The organism is Telluria sp. LT1R51-2 (genome assembly GCF_059685775.1).
The window spans coordinates 380,900-405,065 of sequence record NZ_JCASIM010000001.1 but is presented as its reverse complement, the minus strand read 5'-3'; the positions used below and the strand labels follow the sequence as shown (position 1 = coordinate 405,065).

The window sequence follows — 24,166 nt, the reverse complement described above, 5'->3', positions numbered from 1 at the left end:
TCAAGCCACGGCGATGGGAATCGTGCGGCGGCGTTCGTCGAACGTGGCCGGACGCACCTGCCCGCGCTCGGGCACAAACACCACGTTGCTATCCGTTTCCGCGCTGTTGACGAAGTGGCGGAAGCGGCTGCGTACGGCCGGATTGGTGATGGCCTCCTTCCATTCGCAGGCATAGGTGTCGACCACGTGCTGCATCTGCGCTTCGAGTTCATCGCCGATGCCCAGGCTGTCCTCGACCACCACCTGGCGCAGATACTCCAGGCCCCCTTCGAGGTTTTCGCGCCAGGTCGACGTGCGCTGCAGGCGTTCAGCCGTGCGCACGTAGAACATCAGGAAGCGGTCGGTCAGGCGTACCACCTCGGCCTCGGTCAGGTTCGATGCGATCAGTTCCGCGTGGCGCGGCTTCATGCCGCCGTTGCCGCACACGTACAGGTTCCAGCCCTTGTCGGTGGCGATCAGGCCCACGTCCTTGCCCTGCGCCTCGGCGCATTCGCGGGTGCAGCCCGACACGCCGAACTTGATCTTGTGCGGTGCGCGCAAACCCTTGTAGCGGTTTTCCAGTTCGATGGCAAAGCCCACGCTGTCGCCCACGCCATAGCGGCACCAGGTCGAGCCGACGCACGATTTCACGGTGCGCAGCGACTTGCCGTAGGCGTGGCCCGACTCGAAGCCGGCGTCGATCAGCTCTTCCCAGATCGCCGGCAACTGGTCCACGCGCGCGCCGAACAGGTCGACCCGCTGGCCGCCCGTGATCTTGGTGTACAGGCCGTACTTCTTGGCTACCATGCCCACGGCGATCAGGCCGTCGGCGGTCACTTCGCCGCCCGCCATGCGCGGTATGACCGAGTAGGTACCGTCCTTCTGGATGTTGCCAAGGAAGTAGTCGTTTGAATCCTGCAGGCTGGCGTGCTTCGGTTTGAGCACGAAATCGTTCCACACGGAGGCAAGGATATTCGCGGCGGTCGGCTTGCAGACGTCGCAGCCCAGACCCTTGCCGTGGCGCGCCAGCAGCTCGCCAAATTCCTTGATGCCTTCCACGCGCACCAGGTGGTACAGCTCCTGGCGCGAGTACGCAAAGTGTTCGCACAGGTGGTTGTTGACGGCCACGCCCAGTTTTTTCAGTTCAGCGTTCAGCACCTGCGTCACCAGCGGCACGCAGCCGCCGCAGGCCGTACCGGCCGTCGTGCAGCTTTTCAGCGCGCCGATCGTGGTGGCGCCGCCCGCCACCGCCTCGCACAGCGCCCCCTTCGAGATGTCGTTGCACGAGCAGACCTGCGCCGTGGCCGGCAGCTTGTCCACGCCCAGCGCCGGCCGCACGGTGTTGCCGCTCTCGGGCAGGATCAGGTATTCGGGTGCTTCGGGCAGCTCGATCTTGTTGAGCATTGTCTGCAGCAGCGCGCCGTACGATGCGGCGTCGCCCACCAGCACGCCGCCAAGCAGGTACTTGCCGCAGCTCGAGACGACGATCTTGCGGTAGGTCTGGCGCCGCTCGTCGAGGAACTGATAACTGCGGCTGCCTGGCGTGGTGCCATGCGCGTCGCCCAGGCTGGCCACGTCCACGCCCATCAGCTTGAGCTTCGTGCTCATGTCGGCGCCGGCAAAGCCGCATTCGGCGCCCAGCACATGGCGCGCGGCCGTGCGCGCCATGTCGTAGCCCGGCGCCACCAGGCCAAACAGCTGGCCGCTCCACAGCGCGCATTCGCCGATCGCGTAGATGTGCGGGTCGGACGTCAGGCACTGGCCATCGATGACGATGCCGCCACGCGCGCCCAGCTCGAGCCCCGCCTGGCGCGCCAGTTCGTCGCGCGGCCGGATGCCGGCCGAGAACACGATCATGTCGGTGTCCAGACTCGTGCCGTCGGCGAACTGCATGCGGTGGGTCGTGGCGTCGCCATCGACGATGGCCAGCGTGTTCTTGCCGGTGTGGACGCCGACACCCAGTTCTTCGATGCGGGTGCGCAGCACGCGTGCGCCTGCATCGTCGACCTGCACCGCCATCAGGCGCGGCGCGAATTCGACGACGTGCGCCTGCAGGCCCAGGTCGCGCAGCGCCTTGGCGCACTCCAGGCCCAGCAGCCCACCGCCGATGACGACGCCGATGCGCTGGCGCGTGCCGTCGCCACGACCGGCGCATTCCTTCATCTTTTCGAGGTCTTCGATCGTGCGGTACACGAAGCAGTCCTTGCGCTCGGCGCCGGGCACGGGCGGCACGAACGGGTACGAGCCGGTGGCCAGCACCAGGCGATCGTAGGAGACAGCGCTGCCGTCGCCCAGCAGCACCGATTGCGCGGCGCGGTCGATGGCGACCACCTTCGCGTTCAGGCGCAGCACGACGCGCTCGGCCAACTCGGCGCGCTCGAAGTAGCCCGGCGCGACCAGCGACAGGTCGTCCGCGCTTTTACCGGCAAAGAATTCCGACAGGTGCACGCGGTCGTAGGCCGGGCGCGGCTCTTCGCCCAGCACCGTGACCCGCAGCGGTGTCGCCGGGTCCTGCATGCTGCCCGCGGCAAGCGTTTCGAGGAATTTGTGGCCCACCATTCCGTGGCCGATGACGACGATATGCATGACGTTCTCCTTTATGCTGCAACGGTTGCGGACGGGGTGCTGGAGGGGATGCGGGACGTGCTGCCGAAGCGCGCGCCGAGCGCGCACAGGCTGGCCACCACGACCAGGCCGCTCAGGATCGTGAGCGTGCTCTGGATATCACCCGTACCCTTCATCAGGAAGCCCGCGGCGACGGCGCCCACATTGCCACCGGCACCGACGATGCCGGCCACGCCGCCCAGCGCCTTGGGCGCGATGAACGGCACCAGCGCATAGGTGGCGCCGCAGGCCATGTGCGTGAACAGGCCGAACACCAGCATGGCCACCACCGCAAACACGACGCCGTCGGCCTGCGCAAACCACAACAGGCCCAGCGCTTCGCCGATCATCAGCACGAACAACATGGTCACGCGGCGATTGACGTCACCGCCCCTGGCAGCGCGGTCCGACAGCCAGCCGCCCAGCGCGCGGGCGAACAGCGCCAACAGGCCAAAGCTGCCGGCGGCCATCCCGGCCTGGCCCAGCGTCAGGTCGAAATGCTCGACGTAATACACGGCAGCGATGTTGTGGATGAATATCTCGATGCCGAAGCAGGCGCCGTAGGTGACGAACAGCAGCCAGGCGCGGTGGTTGCGACAGCCTTCGGTGAAACTGGCCCAGCCGCCCTTGCCGGCGCTGGCCGGCAGGTTGCCGGTCTTGCGCAGGTCGTCGTAGTTACCGGCCGGGCAATCCTGCGTGTAGCGCCAGTACACAAAGGCCATGATGATCATCATGACGCCCGGGACCACCAGCGCCACGCGCCAGCTCATCGACTGGCTCACGCCCAGCATCACGACGGCGGTGAGCAGCAGCGGCATCAGCGCCTGCGCCGCGCCACCGCCCGCATTGCCCCAGCCGGCAGCAGCCGCGTTGGCGGTGCCGACCACCTTGGGCGAGAACATCACCGAGGTGTGGTACTGGGTGATGACGAAGCTGGCGCCGACCGCGCCGATGCCCAGGCGCGCCAGCAGGAAGGTTTCGTAGCTCTGCGCCATCGCCACGCCCAGCACGGGAATCGCGCCGATCAGCAGCAGGCCCGTGTAGGTCTTGCGCGGGCCGTAGCGATCGCACAGGGGGCCGACCAGCAGGCGGACAAAAATCGTGATCGCCACGGCCGCGATATTGATATTGGCGATCTGCTCCATCGAGAGGCCAAATTCACCTTTGATGACGGGCATCAGCGGCGCGCAGGCGAACCACGCGAAGAAGCAAATGAAGAAGGCCACCCAGGTCAGATGGAAGGCGCGCATCGGCGCGCCCTGGAACGAGAAGAGATGAATGCTGTCTGCTTTGCCGGTCATGATTTTCGTCCTTGGAAAACAAAAAGGCGTCCGCGCTGCTGCCTGGGGCAGAAGCTGCGGACGCCGTTGTCCTGGTGCCGGCCCGTCGTTGGGCCAGCGTTATATGAAGGAGATCGTCATTGATCCTGTGCTCTGTATCAGCAAGAGGCGTGCCACGCGCGGTTCAGGGCGGGGCCGGTGACAGGCGCCTGCTGGACGCTGCATCGCGGTGCACCATTCCCCAAGATGATGCACGGGCGTGCACCGCGACCGGCGTCAAGCAGGTGCGAGGTCTTGAGCGAAAGCATGCGGGTCGCTGCCATCCCAGACCCGCCCATCCATCAGCGTGGACGTGCGCAGCGTGGCCGCAGGCAGTGACGTGCCGGTGCGCTCGGCCGCTTCGCGATACAGGTCGATGCGGTTGACCTGCTGCGCCAGCGCCAGGTAATCGGGATCGGTATCGGAATCAGTACGGAGCAAGCCCCAGCGGCGGTGCTGCGTCATGAACCACATGCCATCGGACAGCCATGGGAAGTTCGCTTCGCCGTCCGCGTAGAACCGCAGGCCGTTGTGGCCACGCCAGGCCGCGCCTTCGTTCGCACCGGCCAGGCAATACTGCAGCGTCTCGCGGCTGGCATTGACATACGCGGGACTGGCCAGCACCTCGGCTGCCGCTTCGCGATTGGCGCGCGAGGCGTCGAGCCAGCGCGCGGCCTGCAGCAGCGCAGCGATCATCGCGCGGCAGGCATTCGGATGGGTCGCGGCAAAGGCAGCGCGCGTGCCCAGCGCCTTGCCGGGATGGTTCGGCCATACCTGCTCGCTCGATGCGGCCTGCACACCGGCGCCGTCGCGCAGCGCGCGCTGGCCCCACGGCTCGCCCGCGCAGAAGCCGTCCATATGGCCGGCCGCCAGGCTGGCCGCCATCTGCCCCGGCGGCACTGTCACCACCCGACAGTCTCTCAACGGATCGACGCCCTGCGCCGCCAGCCAGTAATACAGGAACATCGCGTGGTTCCCGGTCGGGAAGGTGTGCGCGAGCGTCAGCCGCTGCCCTGCCTGCACCAGGCGCGCCAGCCCGCCCGGTTCTGCTGCTGCTTCCGCCCAGGTGCGCGAGAGCGTGATGTTCTGGCCATTCTGGTTCAGGTTCATCAAGACGGCCATGTCGCACTGGCCGGTGCCGATGCCGTTCTGAATGCCATACACCATGCCGTACAGCGCCTGCGCCGCATCGAGCTGCCCGCCCACCAGGTGCTCGCGCATGCCGGTCCAGGACTGTTCGCGGCTCAGTGCAAAGCGCACGCCGTACAGTTCATCGAAGCCCAGCACCGACGCCATCACCAACGGCGCGCAGTCGGCCAGCGGCATGAAACCAATGCGGATGGTCTCGATCTCGGGACGGTCGGTACCGGCGATCCATGCGCCCTTGCCTGCCAATGTCATAGATATCCTGATGTTCTTATTAGCTGCGGGGCGCTCAGCCCAGCAGGTCTTCCACGTCGATCAGGCGCTGCGCGACGTCGACCAGCTTCATGTTCTTGTTCATGGCCAGGCTGCGCAGGCGCTGGTAGGCCTGGTCTTCGGTCAGCTGGTAGCGCGTCATCAACATGCCTTTCGCGCGGTCCAGCACCTTGCGCTCAGCCAGCTTTTGCCGGGTATCGCTCAATTCATCAAGCAGCCGCTGCTCGCGCCGGAAGCGCGCCAGCGCGACGTCGAGCACCGGTTTGACGCGCTCGGCCTGCAGGCCGGCCACGATGTACGCCGACACGCCCGCTTCCAGTGCGGCGTCCATGCTGGCAGGGGCGTCGTCTTCGGTGAACAGCACGATGGGCCGGCGCGCGTCGCGGGTGGCGATCACGATGTGTTCGAGCACGTCACGGGCGTCGGACTCGCTGTCGAGGATGATCAGGTCGGGCTGCAACTGCGCGATGCGCTCGGGCAGGAACACGTCGGCCGGGAGCGATGCGACCAGGTCGTAGCCCGATTCGAGCAGGCCAATGCGCAGTGCGGTGCTGCGCCGGGTCTGCGCTGCCTGGGCCGCATCGGGGTCGGCGCCGGGTGCCGTTGCGGACAGCACGACAACAATGCGCAAATGTGGGGTTGTTGTGTCTCGCGGTTTCATGCCGTTTTTGCATGCAAGAATCATACCTTGTTTCCCCATTGCATCGAATCCTCGCCCTTCTTATGCGTGTGCCGATTGTCGAGATATGCGTCAACCGCATATCTTTCCAGTGAGCAACTAAACAATTATTCGTTTTGTGAATCGCGGGAATCACGAATGAAAAGTTTTCTTATGACTCGATGGCTCATATACTGCAACGCAACATGACAGTATTTAACCAGGAGCGCAACATGACTGCAGCTATCCAGCAAACCAATTTCTTCGCAGCGGCCATCGCCGCCATTCGTAGTTTCTCGCAAGACCTGTACATCGCCCACGGCGGTTACGCTCCATCGGTGCGGGGTTAATCATGCATCCACTCGAATACCTGACCATCGCCCTGGCCGTGCTGACCGTTGCCGCCCGTGTCTCGATGTACCTGCCACGCCCGCCAAAAGGCCCGTTCAAGTCAATGTAAGCATCAGGGCACATGCCCCGATCAAGGCGGAATAATCCGCCTGTTTTACCGCACGCCGGCCGTATTGACATACTGCCGGCGTTGTATTTATAGTAAAAAAACCTTCTCCGATCCGCGCGCCGTGGCAAGTGGCTGCGCTAGAATGCATTCGCATTTCTGGCCAGAAAGCCCTTCTTTCACTTACCACATACCCATGCGCACACCTGCACTCACCCTCTTTGCGGCCTCGTTCGCGGCCTCGCTGGCATCGGTCGCACTGCCGGCAGCAGCAGCACCGACACCCATCACCCTCGACCAGGCCATGAGCCATCCCGACTGGATCGGCACGCCGGTGGAAGACGCCTGGTTCAGCTGGGACAGCAAGCAGGTGTACTACAAGCAAAAGCGCACCGGCTCGCCCGTGCGTGACACGTTTCAGGCTGGCGCGAACGCCGGCAAGGCGCAGATGGTCAGCGATGCCGAGCTGGCGAAGATCGACAGCGCCGACGTGGTCTACAACCGCAACAACACGCGCATGCTGGTCATCCGCAACAACGATCTGTTCGAACGCGACCTGAAATCGGGCCAGCTGGTGCAGGTCACGCGCGGCGCGAGCCGCATCGGCAACGCGCAGTACGCGGCCGACGAGCGCTCGGTGCAGTACCGCATCGGCACCGACTGGTATGTGTGGGACCGCGTCACCCGGGTCACCGGCCCGGCCGCGCTGCCGCGCGCCGCGAAGGATCCAAATGCACCGGAAGACGACGCCTACCGTGCCACCGAACTGCGCCTGATCGAGCACCTCAAGCGCCAGAAGGATGACCGCGACGCGCTGCGTGCCCGCAACGACGAACTGCGCCGGGTCGATGCCTCGATGGCGCCAACGCCCGTCTACCTGGGCGACAAGGTCACGCTGGAGGCAAGTTCGCTGTCGCCGGACGGCCGCTGGCTGCTGGTCGTCACGGCCGCCAAGAGCGCCGACAAGGGCCGCGTGGGCAAGATGCCGCGCTACGTGAACGAATCGGGTTACGAAGAAACGGAAGACGTGCGTACGCGTGTGGGCCGCAATATGCCGCCTGCGCATTCGCTGAAACTGGTCGACCTGCGCACCAATACCGTCAAGGACATCGGCTTCGACACCCTGCCCGGCATTACCGTCGATCCGCTGGCCGCGCTGCGCGCCGCCGCCAAGAAGGATCCACTCAAGGGCAACCGGCCGGTGGTGGTCTCGGGTGGCCGCAATGCGATCGACTGGAGCAGCAATGGCGCCAACGTCGCCGTGATGCTGCGCTCAGTCGACAACAAGGACCGCTGGATCGCCAGCGTCGACCTGCGTGACGCCAAGCTCAAACCCCTGAACCGCGTCACCGACGGCGCCTGGGTCAATTACGACAACGCCGAATTCGGCTGGCTGCCGGACAACCGCACGCTGTGGTACCTGTCGGAAGAATCGGGCTACTCGCACCTGTACACGCAGGACACCATGGGCGCCGGATCGGCTGCGCCACGCGCGCTGACCTCGGGCAAATGGGAAGCCAGCGACGTGCGCTGGAGCGCGGATGGCAGCACCGCCTACATGCTGTGCAACCACGAAGCGCCGGGCGACTACGAAGTCTGCGCCGTGAGCGCCAAAGGCGGCGCGGTGCGTGAAGTGACGAAGCTCGACGGCGTCGAACGCTTCAACCTGTCGCCGGACCAGAACAAGCTGCTGGTGCACTGGTCGTCGAGCTACACGCCGATCCAGATCGCGACCGTGCCCGTCTCGGGCGGCGCCGCCACCAAGCTGACCGACACCCGCACGCCGGACTTCAAGGCGCGTGAATGGATCGAGCCGCAATACGTGGCCGTGCCATCGAGCGCCGGCGGCGATCCGGTGCACGCCAAGCTGTATCGCCCTGCGCAGCTGGAAGCCGGCAAGACCTACCCGGTCGTGATGTTCGTGCACGGCGCCGGCTACCTGCAGAACGTCAGCAAGCGTTATCCGGTGTACTTCCGCGAGCAGATGTTCCACAACCTGCTGGTCCAGCAGGGGTACATCGTGCTGGACATGGATTACCGCGCCTCCAAAGGCTATGGCGCCAAATGGCGCACCGCGATTTACCGCCAGATGGGGCACCCGGAACTGGACGACTACCTCGACGGCGTGAAATACCTGGTCGGCCAGCAGCAGGGCGACGCCAACAATATCGGCGTGTATGGCGGCAGCTACGGCGGCTTCATGACCTTCATGGCCTTGATGCGCGCACCGGACGTGTTCAAGGCCGGCGCCGCGCTGCGCCCCGTGACCGACTGGACCAGCTACAACCACGAGTACACGGCCAACATCCTCAACACGCCGGACATCGACCCGGAAGCGTATAAAAAATCGTCGCCGATCGAGTACGCGCAGAACCTGAAAGGCCACCTGCTGATCTCGCACGGCATGATCGACGATAACGTGCTGTATCAGGACTCGGTGCGCATGGCGCAGCGCCTGATCGAGATGAAGAAGGACCACTGGGAGATGGCGAGCTACCCACTCGAACGCCACGGCTACGTGCAGCCCGAAGCCTGGTACGACCAGTACCGCCGGATCTATCAGCTGTTCGAGCGCTCGCTCAAGCAGAAGTAATCCCCGCGCAGGCAACCGCTGCGCATACCCTGCGTGCATAGGCATTACAGGATGTAAGCGCGATTGCCGGCGGCGCGCGGCTGGTGCACCTTATGACAACCACCACGTCATGAGGTCCCGCCATGCCACGCTCGCGCGCCGCCGCCGCCCTGCCCGCCGCTTTGCCCCTCCTTGCAGCGACGCTGCTGCTGGCCGCCTGCAGTGCGCCCGAGCAGATGAAAGAGGATAGCGCCGTCGCACCGCCGCCCCCTCCTGCGCCCTCCACCGTGGTTGGAGTCAGCGGGAGCAGCAACCGCAATATCTCCTCCTATCACGGCTACGCGGGTGCGCCGCCGACAAGCATGCAGCGTCGCGTCGCCACGAAGCCTTACGTGATGCCCTACCCGTCCCCGAGCTATGCACCCGGCGCCGAGCGCTTCCCCGACGCCCAGACCAACCGCGCAGTGCTGGTCGAAGAACAACCCGTATCCACCTTCAGCAGCGACGTCGATACCGCGTCGTATGCGTACGTGCGGCGCCAGCTGAGCGCCGGCCGCATGCCGCCACCGGCCGCCGTGCGGGTCGAGGAAATGGTGAACTACTTCCCCTACGCCTACGCCGCACCGAACAAGGCCAGCCAGCCATTCGCGCTGACCACGGCCATCATGCCCAGCCCCTGGAATACGGACAGCCAGCTGCTGCACGTGGCCGTGCGCGGCTACGATCTGCAGCGCGCCGAGCGGCCGCCGATGAACGTCGTGCTGCTGGTCGACGTGTCCGGCTCGATGGCCCCGCAAGACCGCCTGCCGCTGCTCAAGCAGGGCTTTCGCCTGTTCGCACAAGGCTTGCGCGAACAGGACCGGGTGGCGATCGTCACCTACGCCAATGGCACGACGGTGGCGCTCGAGCCCACGACGGGGGGCGACAAGCAGAAGATCCTGGACGCCATCGATGCATTGCAGGCAGCCGGCGGTACGGCCGGCCGCGATGGCCTGGAGCGCGCCTACGCCATGGCCCAACGCCACTTCGATGCGAAAGCCGTCAACCGCGTCATCCTGGCCACCGACGGCGACTTCAATATTGGCGTGAGGGACCCGCGCCAGCTCGAAACCTTCATCGCCGACAAGCGCAAGAGCGGCGTCTACCTGTCGATTTTCGGCGTCGGCGACGGTAACCTGAACGATGCGCTGATCCAGCGCCTGACGCAGTCAGGCAATGGCAATGCGGCTTACATCGACTCGCTGCTGGAAGCGCGCAAGGCGCTGCAGGGCGAACTTGGCTCGACCATGTTCCCGATCGCCAACGACGTCAAGATGCAGGTCGAGTTCAACCCGGCCCGCGTGGCGGCCTACCGCCTGATCGGCTACGAAACACGCATGCTGGCGCGCCAGGACTTCAAGGACGACAATGTCGATGCGGGCGACATGGGCGCCGGCCACACGGTGACGGCGATCTACGAGATCACGCCGGCGGTGGGTGCTGCCAAACTGGTCGACCCGCTGCGCTACGGCACCGGCAAGAAGGCCGTACCCGTGGGCAAGAACGACGAGCTGGCGTTCGTGCGGGTGCGCTACAAGCTGCCGGGCGAGAACAAGAGCCGACTGGCCGAGCAGCCGGTGCGTCCTTCAACAGCGCGCGCCACGCTGGCCGCCGCGCCGGCTGACCAGCGCTTCGCGGTGGCCGTCGCCGCGTTTGGCCAGCGCCTGCGCGGCGAGCCGCAGGTGAGTGACTACAGCTATGCCGACATCGCCACGCTGGCCAACGACGCCCGGGGCAACGATCCGGACGGCTATCGTGCCGAGTTCGTGAAGCTCGTGCGGATGGCCGAAGCGCTGGGCCAGGCCGGGGCAACCGGGCGGCCTTGACCGTTTACGGCGCGCCCAGCATGTCCAGCAGCGTCAGCGCCACCACCTTGGTGGCGCTGCGCAAGTCGTCCAGCGCCAGCCGCTCGTCGGCTTTCTTGGCATTGGCCTCCGTGACCGTGCGCGGTCCGGCCCCGTACAGGACGGCCGGAATGCCACGCTCGCCATATAGCCGCGCATCGGCATACAGCGGCGTGCCGACGGCGGGAATCGCTTCGCCCAGCACGGTGTGCGCATTGCGGCGCAGGCTCTCGACCAGCGGCTGCGCGCCGGGTAGCGGGCGCAATGCCTGCGACAGCAGCAGGCGCTTGACCTCGAGCCGGATGCCGGGCATGCCGTCTACCGCGTCGTTGATCAGCGCGCGCACCTGCGCCTCGACCGCGACCGGGTCTTCTTCGGGAATCATGCGCCGGTCGAGCTTCAACACCACCTTGCCTGGCACCACATTGGTATTCGTGCCGCCGTCGATGCGCCCGACGAGCATCGTCGGCGAATCGATGCCCGGTACGCCCGACTTGGTGGTCTTGAGCCGTGGCAGGTCGCCGTAGATCGCATTCAATACCCGCGTGGCTGCCTGCAGCGCATCGACCGCTGTCTCGGGCATCGCGCCGTGGCCGGCCTTGCCATGTACCGTCACTTCCAGCTGCAGGCAGGCGTTGTGCGCCGTGATGATGCTGTAGCCAAAACCGGCGGCGATCACGTAGTCGGGCTGCGTCAGGCCCTGCTCCAGCAGCCAGCCCGGCCCCAGCAACCCGCCGAATTCTTCGTCATACGTAAAATGCAGCTCGACGCCGCCATGCAGCGGCGCGCCCAGGGCTTCGAGCGCGCGCACCGCGAACACATAGGTGGCGAAGTCGCTTTTCGATACCGCTGCCGCGCGCCCGTACAGGTAACCGTCCTCGATCACGGCGCCATACGGCGGATGGGTCCAGCCCTCGCCCGGCGGCACCACGTCGCCATGCGCATTGAGCGCCAGCGTCGGCCCGGCTCCGCCGTACGGCCGGCGCACGATCAGGTTCGTGATGCTGGCCAAGCCGTAGTCAATCACCTGCTGCGCCGGTACCGGGTGCCGCTCGACCGGCCAGCCGGCGCCCTCCAGCATGTCGGCCACGGCTTCGGCGTGTGGCGCGTTGTTGCCCGGCGGCGTATCGGTGGGGATCCGCACGACGGCCTGCAGGAAGCGCACTTCGTCATCGAAGTGGGCGTCGATCCAGTCGGTCAGGCGTGTCTGCAATGCGTTCATGGTGTGGTTCCTGTGTTGGCGCCGGCCTCGAACCAGGCCTTGACCACGGCGCGTTCGGCATCGGTCATGTGCGTCAGATTCGCCAGCGGCATGGCCCTGGTTTGCACGGTCTGCTGGTAGATGCGCGCGGCGTTCTGGCCGATCTGTTCCGGTGTTTCGAGCATGACGCCCAGCGGCGCGGCCGCAAAGCCGGGCTGCGTCGGCTGCGCCGCATGGCACGAGACGCAGCGCGCCCCCATGATCGTGCGGACCTCGGCGAAGCGTGCGGCGTCGGCCGTCGCGGTAGTGACCACCGGATCGACGCGCACAGGCCGGGCTGGCGCCAGCAGCACGCCAAGTCCCAGCAGCAGCGCGGCGCCCGCCACCGGGTACCGCCATTCGATGCGGCCCTTGTGGCGCAGGTTGAAGAAGTGACGGATCAACACGCCGGCCAGCATGATCACGCCCAGCACCGCCCATGCATGCGGGTGGTTGTAGGTCATCGCGTAGTGGTTGCTGATCATGATGAACAGCACCGGCAGCGTGAAGTAGTTGTTGTGGACGCTGCGCTGCTTGGCCTTGATGCCGTGGACCGGGTCGGGCTTCTGCCCCGCCAGCATGGCATTCACCATCTTGCGCTGGCCGGGAATGATCAGCATTGCTACGTTTGCCACCATCATCGTGCCGATCATCGCGCCCACGTGCAGGTACGCCGCGCGCCCGCTGAGCAGGTGCGTGAGCACCCAGCTGCTGCCAACCAACAACAGGAAGACCGTCGCGCCAAACGCCAGCGGGCGCTGCACCAGCGGTGAGCGGCACAGCAGGTCGTAGACGATCCAGCCGACAATCAGGCTGCCGATGCCGATGCCGATCGCCTGCCCGCTCGACAAATCGGCCACGCTGCGGTCGATCATCATCGCTTTCGCGTTCATGTAATACACGATGGTCAGGAGCGCAAAGCCCGACAGCCACGTGGAATAGGCTTCCCACTTGAACCAGTGCAGCTCCTTTGGCAATTCGGCAGGCGCCACCAGGTATTTTTGCGGGTTGTAGAAGCCGCCGCCATGCACGGCCCACAGCTCGCCGGCCACGCCCTTGCGCTCGAGCTCCGAACCGGGCGCCGGCGGCTTGATCGTGTTGTCGAGCCAGACGAAGTAGAACGATGCGCCGATCCAGGCAATGCCGGTGATGATGTGCAGCCAGCGCACCAGCAGATTGAGCCATTCGAGAACGTAGGGGGCCAGGTATCCGGGGTCGAACATGGGCGTCCTTCAGGGTCGCAGATTCAAGGGGAACTACGCGCGCGCGCCAGTGCAACCATGGCAACCGACGGCTTGACGATACGCTGATTTCCATTTCTGCAACAACAAAATCGGCGTATATTCGACATATCCGACTCGATATACAACCAAGAATTCTCGGCCATGTCCAGCCTTCCCCGCAACCTCGACCTGCACCTGATCCGCATCCTCTACCTGCTGCTGGTGGAGAAAAACGTCTCGCGCGTGGCGCTCAAACTCAATCAGCCGCAGCCCTCGATTTCGGCCTCGCTGCGCAAGTTGCGCGAGCTGACGGGCGATCCGATCCTCGTGCGCGGCGCACGCGGCATGGTGCCGACGCAGCACGGCGAAGGTCTGCTCAAGCCCGCCAAGCGCATTCTGGACGAAGCCGAGAGCCTGTTCGTGCGCAAGGCGCCGTTCCAGCCCGAAGACGCCACGCGCACCTTCCACATCGCCGCGCCGGATTACCTCGATGCGCGCTTCCTGCCCAATGTGGTGGCGCTGCTGCGCCGCGGTTCGCCCGGCAGCAAGGTGGTGATCCATGCGCTGGGGCCGGGCCAGGATTACCTGCGCATGCTGTCCGATGGCGACATGGACCTGGTGATCGCCAACTGGGACGAGCCGCCGGCGCACCTGCACATCTCGAAGCTGTTCGAAGACCCGATCATCTGCACGATGCGCGCCGACAGCCCGTATGCGCGGCGCACGGCGCCGGACGCGATGACGCTCGAGGACTATCTCGACCTGCCCCATGTCGCTCCGACCCAGATGCTGCCCGGGTACCACGGCGTGATCGACGCGCATCTCGAACGCCTCGGCCTGCAGCGTCGCGTAGCGGTGGAGTCGCCCTACTTCGGCGTGATCCCGTACATGCTTACGCAAAGTGACCTGGTCCTGACCACCGGCCGCCAGTTCATCCGCGCCTACGAGAAGACGCTGCCTTTGAAAAGCTTCACGGTGCCGGTGAAGTTTCCGCCGATGCGCTTTTATCAGTTGTGGCACCAGCGCGTGCACCAGTCGACCGAGCACAAATGGCTGCGCGACCAGGTCAGCAGCGCCGCGCGCGCCCTGGTGCAGGGCTAGTCTATATGCGCAGGCTGCTGGCAGCCATCCGCCGGCCGATATGGGCGCGGCCACCGCCAGCCCGTATGATCGATCGCTTGACCACCATGGAGCGCACATGACCACGATCGCGACGCTGAACGCAAGCGAGGCTGCCAGCTTTGTCGAGGCCCTGCGCGGCATCTACGAACACTCGCCATGGATCGCGGCGCGCGCCGCGCATGCCCGCCCGTTCGCCAGCCTGGCCGCGCTCAAGCGCGCCTTGCAGTCGGTGGTGGACGCGGCCAGCATCGACGAACAACTGGCGCTGCTGCGCGCCCATCCGGAACTGGCGGGCAAGGCGGCGATCGCCGGCGCCCTGACGGCTGAATCGACGAGCGAGCAAGCCAGCTCGGGACTGGACCGCTGCACACCGGCCGAATACGCGCAGCTGCACGCGCTCAATGCCGACTACAACGGCCGCTTCGGCTTTCCGTTCCTCCTCGCAGTCAAAGGGCCGACCGGCCAGGGCCTGTCGCGCCAGGCCATCATCGCCACCTTCGAGCGGCGCATCGGCAATGCGCGTGGCGACGAGCTGCGCGAAGCACTGCGCCAGGTGCACCGCATCGCCGAGATCCGGCTGAACGCGCTGCTGGGTGTGACGCCGTCGCTGGGCGCGCGCGTGATGGACTGGTGCGAAGCGCTGGGCGCCATCAGCGACGTTGAAACGAACCTGACCTGCGCCTACATGACGCCAGCCCACCAGCGCACCGCCGCGTGCATCGCCGGCTGGATGCGCGATGCTGGCATGACGGTCCACATCGACGCGTTGGGCAACGTCGTTGGCCGCTACGCCGCCGCGCAACCGGGCGCAAAAACGCTGGCGACGGGATCGCACTACGACACCGTGCGCGATGGCGGCAAGTACGATGGGCGCCTGGGCATCCTGCTGCCGATCGCCGTCGTCGCCGACCTGCACGCGCACGGCCAGCGCCTGCCGTACGACCTGGAAGTGATCGCGTTTGCCGAAGAAGAAGGCGTGCGGTATCAAAGCACGTTCCTGGGCAGCAGCGCGGTTGCGGGCAGCTTCGACATGGGGTTGCTGACCGCGGTCGACAGCGACGGCGTCATGCTCGGGGACGCGCTGGCGCTGGCTGGCCACGACCATTCTGATATCGCCGGCATCGCGCGCGATCCGGCGCTGCTGCTCGGCTTTATCGAAGTCCATATCGAACAAGGCCCGGTGCTGCTCGAACGCGGCCTGCCGCTGGGCGTGGTGAGCGCGATTGCCGGCAGCTCGCGCTATCTCGTCGAACTGCGCGGCGTGGCCAGCCATGCCGGCACCACGCCGATGGGCATGCGGCGCGATGCGGCCGCCGCCGCCGCCGAGATCGTGCTGCTGGTGGAAGCGCGCTGCCGCCAGGGCGCAGCGCTGGTCGGCACGGTCGGCCAGCTCGAGGTACCAGGCGGCTCGGTCAACGTGATCCCCGGCGCCTGCCGCCTGTCGCTCGACATCCGCGCCGCCGACGATGCGGTGCGCCTGGACGCAGTGGCCGATATCCTGGCCGGCATCAGCGCCATCTGCGCCACGCGCGGCATCGGCGAGCGGCTGGTCAAGCTGCTGGAGATCGACGCCGTACCATGCGCGCCGCGCCTGATGGCGCAGCTGGGCGCAGCGGTGGAACGGGCAGGCTTGCCCCATTTCGAGCTGCCATCCGGCGCCGGCCACGACGCGATGCGCATGGCAGAATTGACCGACGTGGCGATGCTGTTCGTCCGCTGCGGCAACGGCGGGATCAGCCACAATCCGCTCGAGACGATGACGGCCGACGATGCCGATATTGCGGGACGGGTCTTATCTGACTTCTTGCTGGATTTCCCGCAAGCTTGACGCGGATCAAGCCAGCCGTTTCAACACATCCGCCAGCTTGCCGAACAATTCATCCACATGCTGGCGCCCCATGACCAGCGGCGGCGACAGCGCGATGATGTCGCCCGTCGTACGGATCAACAGACCCTCGGCGAACGCCGCCTTGAGCGCCGCATAACCACGCGCGCCCGGCTGGCCCGGGATCGGGGCCAGCTCGATGCCGGCGATGATGCCGAGCGAGCGCAGGTCGATCACGTGCGGCAGGCCGCGCAGCGACTGCAGCGCTTCTTCGAAATACGGCTGGATGGCCGCCGCATTGGCCAGTACGCCCTGCTCGGCAAACACGTCGAGCGTGGCCAGCGCCGCGGCGCATGCCAGCGGGTGGCCCGAATAGGTATAGCCGTGAAACAGCTCGATGCCGGGCGGTGCCTCCATGAACGCATCGTGGATGAAGCCCCTGGAAAACACGGCGCCCATCGGCACGGCGCCGTTGGTGATGCCTTTGGCGGTCGTCATCATGTCCGGTTCGACGCCGAACCAGTCGCCCGCAAACGGCGTGGTCAGGCGGCCAAAGCCCGTGATGACTTCATCGAAGATGAGCAGGATGCCGTGCCGGTCGCAGATCGCGCGCAACCGCGCCAGATAGCCCTTGGGCGGAATCAGCACGCCGGTCGAACCGGCCACGGGTTCGACGATCACGGCGGCGATCGTCGACGGATCGTGCAGCAGCAGCATGCGTTCGAGGTCGTCGGCCAGTTCGGCGCCGTGTTCGGGCTCGCCGCGCGCGAAGGCGTTGCGCTCGGGGTCGTGCGTGTGGCGCAGATGGTCGACACCCGGCAGCAGCGGGCCGAACGCCTTGCGGTTGGCGCCGATGCCGCCGACCGACAGCCCGCCGAAGCCCACGCCGTGATAACCGCGCTCGCGGCCGATCAAACGCGTGCGCCCGCCTTCGCCACGCAGCCGGTGATAGGCCAGCGCGATCTTGAGTGCGGTGTCGACCGCTTCCGAACCGGAGTTGGTATAAAACACATGGGAGAAACGGCCCCCGCTGAAGTCGATCAGCCGTTCGGCCAATTCGAATGCAGCCGGATGCCCCATCTGGAACGTGGGCGCAAAATCGAGCTGGCCGGCCATCTGCGCAATCGCCGCCGCGATCTTCGGCTGGCCGTGCCCGCACGGCACGCACCACAGGCCGGCGGCGCCGTCGAGCACCTGGTTGCCATCGACGTCGCGGTAATACATGCCTTCGGCCGAGACCAGCAGGCGCGGGTCGTGTTTGAAGTCGCGGTTGTTCGTGAAGGGCATCCAGAAGGATGCCATGGTGCCGGGCCTGGCCTGGTGCATGAAGGATCTCCTGCCTCGATGGCGATGGTAGACGGTGACAGTAAAGCGCGTGGCGCTTGTCTGCACGCCCCGAGTCGATGGTATGCTAACGCTTACAACTATGACAATGCAAACCCATGTCGACTTATAGCACCCCTGTCCTGACCACCCAACGCCTGATGCTGCGCCCGCTGGCCGCCACCGATGCACGGGCCTTGTACACCATTTTTTCCGACCCTGCCGTCGTGCGCTACTGGAGCGCCGAGCCGTGGACCGACATCTCGATGGCCGAAACCGCCATCGCGCGCGCGCTCGAAGCCTACCGCGACGAGACCGAGCTGCGCTTTGCCATCGAGCTGGCGGGCAGCCGCGAAGTGATCGGCACCGTCGCCCTGCACCACTTCTACAACCAGTACAACCGCTGCGAACTGGGCTACGCCATCGCCAAGGGCCACTGGGGCAATGGCTATGCCAGCGAAGCGATCGAAGCGGTGCTCGATCACGGCTTTAACGAAGTCGGCATCAACCGGGTCGAGGCTGACATCGACCCGCGCAACGACGCGTCCGCCCACGTGCTGGAAAAACTCGGTTTTCGCAAGGAAGGCTTCATGCCGCAGCGGTGGCGCGTGCACGGCGAATACGCCGACACCGTGTTCTACGGCCTGCTGCGCGATTACTGGAACGAGCGCAAGGCATCCTGACGACGATGCAGAGGCCAGCCATGAAAACCATCGCAGCGTGTTCAGCCCTGGCGCTTGGGGTTCTTGGGCTGGCCCCGCAATCGGTCGCGGCACAGGCCACGGTGCCGGCCTGGCGCGAGATCACGATCTACGCCAGCGACGCCAGCTATCCGCAGGCACTCGTGCAGCGCGGCGTCCAGGGCATGGTCACGGTCGAACTCACGCCCGGCACGCGGGGCCGCAAGGCTGCAGCGGCGGTGCGTGATTCATCGCGCTCGGCCGACCTCGATGCGCTGGCCCTTGGCATGGCAAGGCAGCTCGACATCACCGGCGCGGACGGCGCTGTCAGTGGGCTGGTCACGTACCGCTTCCGCAAGGACCACACCGCGACCATCGCCACCAAGACCTGCGCCGACCTGAACGTCGATGTGGCCTACCATATTGCGACGTTCCCGGAGCGCAGCCTGCGCGAACTGCCGGTGTTCTACGAGAGCGTCGGCAAACTGATCTACAGCTTTCAACGTGAAGGCGCAAGCCGGACATTCCCGCCGGCCGACACGCTGTTTGACGCGACGCTGGCCGGCTGCGCGCGCACGCCGCAGGCGGGCATGCTCGACGTGATGCGCCAGGAAGCGCTCAAGCTCACCGCGCCGTAGCATCCATCGTGCAGCGCCGCCGTATTGACAGGCAAAACCGTGCCCCGCTCATCCACGCTGACGACCGCTCGCCCCGAAATTCACACCGTTCGTCGGATCGCCCTTGGCCTGCGCGGGCTGCATCCCTACAGTAGGGTCATCACTCTTTGAAAGGACTGCACGTGAAAACCATTCATACGCCCGCCAGCCGCTTCCAGTCAATCCTGCGCAATGCCGAAGTGGCCGGCCGCACCACCTGGCGCCTGGCCAAATCCGGTGCACGCTACCTGACCCGCATGCCGTGGCCGGTGCTGCTGGTGCTCGCCATTGCCCTCGCCGCGTTGCTCACCATCGTGCCGATCGTGCTGAGCCTGTTCGTTGGCCTGCTGGTGCTCAAGTTCGTTGCCGTGGCCGTGTTTGGCCGCCCACAGCGCCGCCTGCGCCACACGAGCGGAGAATAAGCGATGGCAGCGGTCCGGATCAACCGTGCGCTCGACTTCGTGCGCGACGCCATGCGCGAAGCGGGCGCGCTGTGGTGGCGCTTCTTCGACTGGCTCGCGCTGATCGAGTGGCGCCAGCTGTACCTGGTCTGGTTCCTGAGCTTTGTCGCGGGCCTGTTCGTCAACCTGGTCGAACCGGCGAGCTGGTTCATCCTGGTCTCGTTTGGCGTCAAGGTGCTCGCCGGCGGCAAGCGCCGCGCCGAACTACTGGCGCGCGATGCGTCGAGCAAGGCCGACGTGGCCAATCTCGAACGGCGCCTGACCGAGGCGCAGATGGCCACGCTCCAGGCCCAGGTCGAGCCGCACTTCCTGTTCAACACGCTGGCGCTGATCGGCCAGCTGATCGAAACCGATCCGAAGGAAGCCGCGCGCGTGCACGGCCACCTGATCGAATACCTGCGCGCATCGCTGCCGCAGATGCGCGGCGCGATGGGCAAAGGCGGCACCGGCGGCACGCTGGGCAAGCAGGTCGAACTCTCGCGCGCTTATCTCGCCATCATGCAGGCGCGGATGAAAGAGCGGCTTCAGGTCCGCTTCGAGGTGCCCGATTTTCTCGGCAGCGCGCCGTTCCCGCCGATGATGCTGCAGACGCTGATCGAGAACGCGATCAAGCACGGACTCGAGCCCAAGGTTGCCGGCGGCACGATTGTCGTGCGCTCGCGGGTCGAAGGCGCGACGCTGCATGTCGATGTCCTCGACGACGGCGTTGGCTTCAACCTGCATGCCGGCAGCGGCGTAGGCCTGGCGAATATCCGCGAACGCCTGGCGCTGTTGTACGGCACGTCGGCCGAACTCGTGATCGAAGCACCGGTGACGGGCGGCGCCTGCGTGTCGATTCGCCTGCCGTACCGGATGACCGAAGACGGTTGATATTACGATGCACTCCGCCATGCATTCCGCCATGCCCACTGCCCTGATTGCCGACGACGAAGCCCTGATGCGCGACCAGTTGCGCTCGCGCCTGCACGAGGCGTGGCCCGAGCTGCGCATCGTCGCCGAAGCCGCCAACGGCGTCGAGGCGGTAGCGCTGGCGGCGCAGCACAAGCCGGACATCGCCTTTCTCGACATCCGCATGCCCGGCATGGGTGGCATCGACGCGGCGCGGCAGCTGTACGCCGACTGCCACATCGTGTTTGCCACCGCCTACGACCAGTATGCAGTCGAGGCGTTCGAGCACGGCGCGATCGATTATCTGCTCAAGCCCGTGACGCTGGCGCGGCTCGACACCACGGTGGCGCGCCTGCGCCGCCAGCTTGACCACAAGCCCCAGGACATCGGCGCCCAGCTGGCGCGGCTGGCGCAACTGGGCGACCAGCTGCTGGGGCGCGCGGCGCCTTCGTCAAAACCGGCTTATCTGCGCTGGATCCAGGCCCAGTCGGGCACGAGCCTGCGCATGGTCGCGACGTCCGAGGTGCTGTTCTTCCAGTCCGACGACAAGTACACGCGGGTACAGACGGCCACCGCCCAGCACCTGATCCGCAAGACGCTCAAGGAACTCGAAGAAGCGCTCGACCCGGACGAATTCTGGCGCATCCACCGCTCGACGCTGGTGCGGGTCGATGCGATCGCCGAGGTGCGGCGCGACCTGCGCGGCCGCCAGATGCTCACGCTGCACGGCTACCCCGAGGCGCTGGAAGTCAGCCGCAATCACAGTACGCTGTTCCAGCAAATGTAGTCGTGCACGACCAAACCGACCTGCTCCCTCCCCCGGCGTATGGCGCAGGCGCCAGTTCGCTGTTCGCCATCTTCCGGATCTTCCTGCTGCTGGGCCTGCGCTCGTTCGGCGGCCCGATCGCCCACCTGGGGTACTTTCGCAACGAATTCGTCCTGCGCCGCCGCTGGCTGGACGACGCGCGCTATGGTGAACTGGTCGCGCTATGCCAGTTCCTGCCCGGCCCGGCGTCGAGCCAGGTCGGCTTCGCGCTGGGCGTGCTGCGCGGCGGGGGCGTACTGGGTGGCTGCGCCGCGTGGCTGGGTTTTACCTTGCCGTCGGCGCTGCTGATGCTCGCCTGGGCGCTCGGCGCCGCCGTCACGACCGGCCCGCTGGCCACTGGCGCGGTGCACGGGCTGAAACTGGTGGCGGTCGCCGTCGTCGCGCAAGCCGTGTGGGGGATGGCGGGCACGCTGACGCCCGACTGGCAACGCAAGGTGATTGCCCTGGCCGCGATCGCGATCGTCGTCGTTGCTGCCGGCCCCGGTGGCCAGTTGATTGCCATCGCGGCCGGTGCGCTGGCCGGCTGGGCCTGGTGTCGCGGTGAGACACCGCACGGCGCTGCCCCGCTCGCGTTTCCGGTGGGTGTGGCGGGCGGGGTTGCCGCGCTGGTCCTGTGTGCCTTGCTGTTCGTGCTGTTGCCCGTCGTCGCCACTGCCACGCAGTACCGACCGCTCGCCCTGTTCGACGCCTTCTACCGTTCTGGCGCGCTCGTGTTCGGCGGCGGCCACGTGGTGCTGCCGCTGCTTCAGGCCGAAACCGTTGCCAGCGGCTGGATCGCCAGCGAAACGTTCCTGTCGGGGTATGGCATGGCCCAGGCGCTGCCCGGACCCTTGTTTGCATTTGCCGCATTCCTTGGTGCGCAGGCCGGGATGAGCGCCACTGCCGTCGGCGGCGCCTGCGTGGCCCTGGTGGCGTTATTTCTGCCAGGACTGCTGCTCGTCTACGGCGCCCTGCCGTTCTGGGCCCGGCTGCAGCGCCAGCGCGCGCTGCACCACGCGGTCATGGGCGCCAACGCCGCCGTCGTGGGCATCCTCGGCGCGGCGCTGTACAACCCGGTCTGGACGAGCGCCGTGCTCGACCTGCGCGACGCCGCCGTGGCGCTGGGCTGCTTCATGCTGCTGGTAACGTGGCGTGCGCCGGCCTGGCTGGTCGTGGCCCTGGCCGCCGCAACCGGCGTACTGATGACGCCCGTCTGACGAACGTCGCGTGCCCGATCAAGCCGGGAAATAACGCGTGCTGTCGACATCCTCCATCAGCGTGCCCTGGCGTGGATGCCAATCGAGCACCTCGCGTGTCCAGCTGCACGCTGCCGGCACGTCCATCCCGGCGAAATGCGCCAGCGCGCCAAAGTGCTGCGCTGCTGCCGCGCGCGCGATGCCGGTCACCGGCACGCCCAGCCGGCGGCCGATCGCCGCTGCAATCTCGCTGAACGGCACGCCCTCCTCGGCCACGGCGTGATAGCGCGCGCCGGGAGCGGCGCGCTCGAGCGCCAGGCGAAACACGCGCGCGGCATCGAGACGATGCACCGACGACCAGCGGTTGGCGCCATCGTCGACAAATGCCGCCATTCTTTTTGTGCGCGCGAAACCGATCATCATCGGTACCAGGCCATGATCCCCTTCACCATGGACAGATGGCGGCAGGCGCACGACCGAGGCATTCACACCGCGCGCGACTAGCGCGCTGGCGGCATGTTCCGATGCACGCGGATAGGCCGGGCTGAGCGGAAACGTCACATCCTCCTCGGTCGCCGGTCGGCCCTGCACATCAAGCACCATGCCTGACGTCACAATCAACGGACGATTCGAGCCCTTGAGCGCGGCGCCCAGCGCCTCGATCGCGCGCCGGTCCTGCTCGCAGTTGGCGGCGTAGCGTGAAAAGTCGTGATCGAACGCGGTATGGATCACGCCATCGACCGCCGCGACTGCGTCGCGCAGTCCCTGCACATCATCGAGCGTGCCACGCCAGGCCCGCACGCCAAGCGCGGCCAGCGCCGCCGCGCCGGCTTCCGACCGCGTCAGGCCCGTGACGGTGTGGCCGGCAGCGAGTACATCCTGTACCACGGCAGTGCCAACGAATCCGGTCGCACCGGTAATGAATACATGCATGACATCCTCCTTGTTGGGTTGATGTCCACTATCGACGGGCTGCGTATCCGGGTAAAGTAGTGACTTTATACGGGTATAAGAGGTAACAGGATGGATGGGGCAACGAGCCGCGACAATCCGCTGGGCAGCTACCTGAAAGACCGCCGCGCCCGCCTCGATCCGGCAGCGCTCGGGCTGGGCAGCACGCGCCGGCGTACGCCTGGCCTGCGGCGCGAAGAAGTCGCGCAGCGCGCCAGTATCAGCACCACCTGGTACACCTGGCTGGAACAGGGCCGGGGCGGCGCCCCGTCGGCCGAGGTCGCCGGGCGCATCGCGCGCGCACTGATGCTTACCGGGGCCGAGCGCGAGCACCTGTTCCTATTGGCGCTGGGCCGCCCACCAGCCCCGCACCATGCGCCGCACGCAGCAATCTCGCCGCGCATCCAGCGCGTGCTCGACGCCTTACCCGCGAGCCCGGCCTTCGTCAAGACTGCCAGCTGGGATGTGGTCGCCTGGAACCGCGCCGCCGCGGCGGTGTTCGGCTACGACAGCGCCACGCCCGGGCAACGCAATATCCTGCGCCGCATCTTTTGTGACCCCGCCACGCGCGCCGCCCAGCGCGACTGGGACAGCGTGGCGCGGTTCGTCGTCGCGGCCTTCCGGGCCGACATGACGCGCGCCGGCGTCGACGTCCAGTCGGAACCACTGGTCCGCGAGCTGCGCGAGCGCAGCCCGGACTTCGACGCGCTGTGGCAAAGCCGGGATGTCGGCACCTACGGCGAAGGCACGAAGCAGTTGAACCATCCGGTTGCCGGCTGGCTCGCACTGGAATATTCGTCGTTTGCGGTCGATGCTCGCCCGGACCTGTCGATGGTCGTCTACAACCCGGCGACGCCGGACGACGCGGCAAGAATCACGGCGCTCGTAACCGGCTGAGCTTACGC

At 66.4% G+C, this 24,166-nt stretch carries 19 protein-coding genes; 11 read left to right on the top strand and 8 right to left on the bottom strand.

Features of this window, described 5'->3' with window-relative positions:
- From nirB to AC56LH_RS01845, 4 genes are all read right to left on the bottom strand, one after another.
- Positions 1 to 2,565 (bottom strand): nitrite reductase large subunit NirB, encoded by a 2,565-nt coding sequence (gene nirB, locus AC56LH_RS01860; protein ID WP_499643541.1) that lies wholly within the window; start codon positions 2,563 to 2,565, stop codon positions 1 to 3.
- An 11-nt stretch (positions 2,566 to 2,576) separates the two neighbouring features.
- Positions 2,577 to 3,884, bottom strand: coding sequence for an MFS transporter (locus tag AC56LH_RS01855; protein WP_499643539.1), 1,308 nt, complete (start codon positions 3,882 to 3,884; stop codon positions 2,577 to 2,579).
- A gap of 255 nt (positions 3,885 to 4,139) precedes the next feature.
- On the bottom strand, positions 4,140 to 5,303 hold the full coding sequence (locus AC56LH_RS01850) for a CmpA/NrtA family ABC transporter substrate-binding protein (protein WP_499643537.1): 1,164 nt from the start codon (positions 5,301 to 5,303) through the stop codon (positions 4,140 to 4,142).
- Between the two features lie 34 nt (positions 5,304 to 5,337).
- Positions 5,338 to 5,982, bottom strand: coding sequence for an ANTAR domain-containing response regulator (locus AC56LH_RS01845; RefSeq protein ID WP_183557494.1), 645 nt, complete (start codon positions 5,980 to 5,982; stop codon positions 5,338 to 5,340).
- A gap of 650 nt (positions 5,983 to 6,632) precedes the next feature.
- On the opposite strand from AC56LH_RS01845, the gene AC56LH_RS01840 reads away from it, so the two are divergent.
- Both AC56LH_RS01840 and AC56LH_RS01835 read left to right on the top strand, forming a co-directional pair.
- Entirely contained in the window at positions 6,633 to 9,029 is a 2,397-nt protein-coding gene (locus tag AC56LH_RS01840; RefSeq protein WP_499643535.1) for a S9 family peptidase, read from the top strand.
- Between the two features lie 122 nt (positions 9,030 to 9,151).
- The gene (locus AC56LH_RS01835; protein ID WP_499643533.1) at positions 9,152 to 10,873 is read left to right on the top strand and encodes a vWA domain-containing protein; all 1,722 of its coding nucleotides are present in this window, start codon (positions 9,152 to 9,154) and stop codon (positions 10,871 to 10,873) included.
- Between the two features lie 4 nt (positions 10,874 to 10,877).
- Here the strand turns inward: AC56LH_RS01835 and AC56LH_RS01830 are convergent, their stop codons facing one another.
- Positions 10,878 to 12,113 (bottom strand): M20/M25/M40 family metallo-hydrolase, encoded by a 1,236-nt coding sequence (locus AC56LH_RS01830; protein ID WP_499643531.1) that lies wholly within the window; start codon positions 12,111 to 12,113, stop codon positions 10,878 to 10,880.
- Positions 12,110 to 13,354, bottom strand: coding sequence for a urate hydroxylase PuuD (locus AC56LH_RS01825; RefSeq protein ID WP_499643529.1), 1,245 nt, complete (start codon positions 13,352 to 13,354; stop codon positions 12,110 to 12,112). Before AC56LH_RS01825 ends, AC56LH_RS01830 begins: the two co-directional genes overlap by 4 nt.
- Positions 13,355 to 13,516: 162 nt before the next feature.
- Here AC56LH_RS01825 and AC56LH_RS01820 point away from each other — a divergent pair, with 162 nt between their 5' ends.
- Entirely contained in the window at positions 13,517 to 14,455 is a 939-nt protein-coding gene (locus AC56LH_RS01820; protein ID WP_183557478.1) for a LysR substrate-binding domain-containing protein, read from the top strand.
- A 97-nt stretch (positions 14,456 to 14,552) separates the two neighbouring features.
- Positions 14,553 to 16,304, top strand: coding sequence for an allantoate amidohydrolase (locus AC56LH_RS01815; RefSeq protein ID WP_499643527.1), 1,752 nt, complete (start codon positions 14,553 to 14,555; stop codon positions 16,302 to 16,304).
- Positions 16,305 to 16,310: 6 nt separating this feature from the next.
- On the opposite strand, the gene aptA is transcribed toward AC56LH_RS01815, so the two are convergent.
- Positions 16,311 to 17,627, bottom strand: coding sequence for an omega-aminotransferase AptA (gene aptA, locus AC56LH_RS01810; RefSeq protein ID WP_499643525.1), 1,317 nt, complete (start codon positions 17,625 to 17,627; stop codon positions 16,311 to 16,313).
- Positions 17,628 to 17,743: 116 nt separating this feature from the next.
- On the opposite strand from aptA, the gene AC56LH_RS01805 reads away from it, so the two are divergent.
- From AC56LH_RS01805 to chrA, 6 genes are all read left to right on the top strand, one after another.
- Entirely contained in the window at positions 17,744 to 18,307 is a 564-nt protein-coding gene (locus AC56LH_RS01805; protein WP_499575988.1) for a GNAT family N-acetyltransferase, read from the top strand.
- A 20-nt stretch (positions 18,308 to 18,327) separates the two neighbouring features.
- Positions 18,328 to 18,942, top strand: a complete 615-nt coding sequence (locus AC56LH_RS01800; RefSeq protein WP_499643523.1) for a TonB family protein — start codon at positions 18,328 to 18,330, stop codon at positions 18,940 to 18,942.
- A 161-nt stretch (positions 18,943 to 19,103) separates the two neighbouring features.
- Entirely contained in the window at positions 19,104 to 19,382 is a 279-nt protein-coding gene (locus tag AC56LH_RS01795; protein WP_499643521.1) for a hypothetical protein, read from the top strand.
- Between the two features lie 3 nt (positions 19,383 to 19,385).
- On the top strand, positions 19,386 to 20,291 hold the full coding sequence (locus tag AC56LH_RS01790) for a sensor histidine kinase (protein WP_499643519.1): 906 nt from the start codon (positions 19,386 to 19,388) through the stop codon (positions 20,289 to 20,291).
- A gap of 31 nt (positions 20,292 to 20,322) precedes the next feature.
- Positions 20,323 to 21,096 carry a LytR/AlgR family response regulator transcription factor gene (locus AC56LH_RS01785; protein WP_499643517.1) on the top strand — a complete coding sequence of 258 codons (774 nt, stop codon included), beginning with the start codon at positions 20,323 to 20,325 and terminating at the stop codon, positions 21,094 to 21,096.
- A gap of 2 nt (positions 21,097 to 21,098) precedes the next feature.
- Positions 21,099 to 22,331 carry a chromate efflux transporter gene (gene chrA / locus AC56LH_RS01780; RefSeq protein ID WP_499643515.1) on the top strand — a complete coding sequence of 411 codons (1,233 nt, stop codon included), beginning with the start codon at positions 21,099 to 21,101 and terminating at the stop codon, positions 22,329 to 22,331.
- An 18-nt stretch (positions 22,332 to 22,349) separates the two neighbouring features.
- Here chrA and AC56LH_RS01775 read toward each other — a convergent pair whose 3' ends face one another.
- Positions 22,350 to 23,243 carry an SDR family oxidoreductase gene (locus AC56LH_RS01775; RefSeq protein ID WP_499643511.1) on the bottom strand — a complete coding sequence of 298 codons (894 nt, stop codon included), beginning with the start codon at positions 23,241 to 23,243 and terminating at the stop codon, positions 22,350 to 22,352.
- A gap of 90 nt (positions 23,244 to 23,333) precedes the next feature.
- Between AC56LH_RS01775 and AC56LH_RS01770 the strand changes: the two genes are divergently transcribed.
- Positions 23,334 to 24,158, top strand: a complete 825-nt coding sequence (locus AC56LH_RS01770; protein WP_499643509.1) for a helix-turn-helix transcriptional regulator — start codon at positions 23,334 to 23,336, stop codon at positions 24,156 to 24,158.
- Positions 24,159 to 24,166: the final 8 nt, after the last annotated feature.

Excerpts from the sequence above, each read along its gene's own strand:
- nirB (WP_499643541.1), bottom strand. The coding sequence starts at position 2,565 with ATGCATATCGTCGTCATCGGCCACGGAATGGTGGGCCACAAATTCCTC.
- AC56LH_RS01855 (WP_499643539.1), bottom strand. The coding sequence starts at position 3,884 with ATGACCGGCAAAGCAGACAGCATTCATCTCTTCTCGTTCCAGGGCGCG.
- AC56LH_RS01850 (WP_499643537.1), bottom strand. The coding sequence starts at position 5,303 with ATGACATTGGCAGGCAAGGGCGCATGGATCGCCGGTACCGACCGTCCC.
- AC56LH_RS01845 (WP_183557494.1), bottom strand. The coding sequence starts at position 5,982 with ATGAAACCGCGAGACACAACAACCCCACATTTGCGCATTGTTGTCGTG.
- AC56LH_RS01840 (WP_499643535.1), top strand. The coding sequence starts at position 6,633 with ATGCGCACACCTGCACTCACCCTCTTTGCGGCCTCGTTCGCGGCCTCG.
- AC56LH_RS01835 (WP_499643533.1), top strand. The coding sequence starts at position 9,152 with ATGCCACGCTCGCGCGCCGCCGCCGCCCTGCCCGCCGCTTTGCCCCTC.
- AC56LH_RS01830 (WP_499643531.1), bottom strand. The coding sequence starts at position 12,113 with ATGAACGCATTGCAGACACGCCTGACCGACTGGATCGACGCCCACTTC.
- AC56LH_RS01825 (WP_499643529.1), bottom strand. The coding sequence starts at position 13,354 with ATGTTCGACCCCGGATACCTGGCCCCCTACGTTCTCGAATGGCTCAAT.
- AC56LH_RS01820 (WP_183557478.1), top strand. The coding sequence starts at position 13,517 with ATGTCCAGCCTTCCCCGCAACCTCGACCTGCACCTGATCCGCATCCTC.
- AC56LH_RS01815 (WP_499643527.1), top strand. The coding sequence starts at position 14,553 with ATGACCACGATCGCGACGCTGAACGCAAGCGAGGCTGCCAGCTTTGTC.
- aptA (WP_499643525.1), bottom strand. The coding sequence starts at position 17,627 with ATGCACCAGGCCAGGCCCGGCACCATGGCATCCTTCTGGATGCCCTTC.
- AC56LH_RS01805 (WP_499575988.1), top strand. The coding sequence starts at position 17,744 with ATGTCGACTTATAGCACCCCTGTCCTGACCACCCAACGCCTGATGCTG.
- AC56LH_RS01800 (WP_499643523.1), top strand. The coding sequence starts at position 18,328 with ATGAAAACCATCGCAGCGTGTTCAGCCCTGGCGCTTGGGGTTCTTGGG.
- AC56LH_RS01790 (WP_499643519.1), top strand. The coding sequence starts at position 19,386 with ATGGCAGCGGTCCGGATCAACCGTGCGCTCGACTTCGTGCGCGACGCC.
- AC56LH_RS01785 (WP_499643517.1), top strand. The coding sequence starts at position 20,323 with ATGCCCACTGCCCTGATTGCCGACGACGAAGCCCTGATGCGCGACCAG.
- AC56LH_RS01775 (WP_499643511.1), bottom strand. The coding sequence starts at position 23,243 with ATGCATGTATTCATTACCGGTGCGACCGGATTCGTTGGCACTGCCGTG.
- AC56LH_RS01770 (WP_499643509.1), top strand. The coding sequence starts at position 23,334 with ATGGATGGGGCAACGAGCCGCGACAATCCGCTGGGCAGCTACCTGAAA.